Annotated in this window: 2 protein-coding genes and 1 pseudogene; 2 read left to right on the top strand and 1 reads right to left on the bottom strand. The window is 67.5% G+C overall.

Going from position 1 to position 1663, the window contains the following annotated elements:
* Nucleotides 1-181: pseudogene (locus tag ACO1BU_RS37200) on the top strand (IS6 family transposase); the annotation flags it as partial.
* A 151-nt stretch (nt 182-332) separates the two neighbouring features.
* Here ACO1BU_RS37200 and ACO1BU_RS37195 read toward each other — a convergent pair.
* Nucleotides 333-1226 (bottom strand): LysR substrate-binding domain-containing protein, encoded by an 894-nt coding sequence (locus ACO1BU_RS37195; protein ID WP_424140876.1) that lies wholly within the window; start codon nt 1224-1226, stop codon nt 333-335.
* A 147-nt stretch (nt 1227-1373) separates the two neighbouring features.
* Between ACO1BU_RS37195 and ACO1BU_RS37190 the strand changes: the two genes are divergently transcribed.
* The coding region (locus ACO1BU_RS37190) for a peptidase associated/transthyretin-like domain-containing protein (protein WP_481133271.1) at nt 1374-1663 on the top strand (290 nt) is incomplete at its 3' end.

Raw genomic sequence — 1663 nt, 5'->3', positions numbered from 1 at the left:
ACGACAGATGAAGCGGTTCAAGTCCGCCGGCCAGGCGCAGCGCTTCCTCTCCGCCCATGACGGGATCAACAACCTCTTTCATCTTCGCCGCGACCACGTCACTGCCAGCGATTACCGCACCGCAAGGGCGCGCGCATTCGAGGTGTGGTCCGAGATCAGCGGGGTCGCCGCGCGGGCTTGATCGCCCTTGATCCCGCTGCCGATCAGCCAGCCTCGTCGCCTAGAGGCCAGCAAGTTGACGGTGCCCTCGCCATCGCTCGCCCGGTAGCATCCTGAGCCCACCGGCCCTTGTAGCCGGGCAAGTGGCTGGGCGCGCGGATGGTAGGCCCCGATCAAGCCTTCCGCACGGACGAGGCAGTCTGGAGGAAGCGCCGCACCGTAGCCGAGCGCTCGCCCGCGCCATGTAGGATGGCGAGGCCGGTCGTGGCCTCCTGCTCCTCCAGTTCTAGGAGTTCTACGCCGTGAAGGTTCACTCGCCTGAGCGAGTCTGGGACGAGGCTCACGCCGAATCCGGCAGCGATCAATCCCATCGCGCCCATTACGTCCGCCACTCGCATGCTGATCGTCGGCGTAAACCCCGCCCGTCTGCAGAGACTCCAGACGCTGTGGGCGAGGCCAAGCCCGTCAGGATCCCTCAGCGTGATGAAGGAGAACTCTGCGAGATCCGTCAGGCGCACCTCCCTCCTGAGCCGGGCAGCCACCCCCGAGGGCACGGCCGCGAGCAGTCGCCCAGCCTGAAAAGGCCGGGATCCGATGCCCCTGGGGAGCGGCCCCGCGGGCTCGCGCACAATGGCCACGTCCAGCCTCTGCTTCTGCAGCCCGATGAGCTGGTCAGCCACCACGGCCTCCTCCAGGTGCAGCTCGACTCCAGGGACCTCCGCCCGGAACCTGAACAGCAGCTCCGGCAGGGCGGGTTCCAACATCGCGGTGCTGACATACCCAACGTTGAGGATCTGCGCCTCGCCACGTCCTGCGCGCTGGGCGACGGCCCTGGCATGTGCCTCCTGCTCCAGCACCGCCCTCGCCTCCGGCAGCAGGGCGCTCCCCGCCTCGGTGAGGGCAATCCCCCGCCCTACCCGGCGGACGAGGGGGACCCCGATCTCGGTCTCCAGCACGCGCAGCTGCTGGGTCAGGGCGGGCTGGGTCATGCCCAGCGCCTCCGCCGCCCGGCCCACGTGCAGTTCCTGAGCGACGGCCACGAAGTAGCCTAGGCGTCGAGACGACATGGGTCCGATCGATAGGCTTATCTTATGAAAAGCGCCAGTTCCGAGGATTGATGGCCGGCTGAGCCGATGAAACCATGGCGGCGCAGGTGCCGGATGTTCATCGCGTCCGATGATCTACGCGATCCTGGCGGCCATGGAGGGAATGCAATGAGTGAGGTTGTGCATGGTTATCGCCGGCCGGCTCTGGCGACGCAGCCACCGCTGAACTCGCCTTCTTATGGCAGCACGCAGGCGCGCTACCCGACGCAACGCTTGCTGGAACTGCCGCACACGCTGACGGAGACGAGCAGCCCGGTCTTCACCCCGGCGCGATACCCGGAGATCACGGACCTGACCGTGCTGGAGAACGGCCGGGGTCATGCGATGGGCGAGCGGATCATCGTGGCCGGCCGGCTGAGCGACGAGGATGGCCGCCCCATCCGCCATGCCATGGTGGA

It is taken from the genome of Roseomonas chloroacetimidivorans, from assembly GCF_049629625.1.
GTDB classification, from domain to species: Bacteria; Pseudomonadota; Alphaproteobacteria; order Acetobacterales; family Acetobacteraceae; genus Roseomonas; species Roseomonas chloroacetimidivorans.
This window is presented reverse-complemented; position numbering and strand designations above follow the sequence as displayed.

Excerpts from the sequence above, each read along its gene's own strand:
- ACO1BU_RS37195 (WP_424140876.1), bottom strand. The coding sequence starts at position 1,226 with ATGTCGTCTCGACGCCTAGGCTACTTCGTGGCCGTCGCTCAGGAACTG.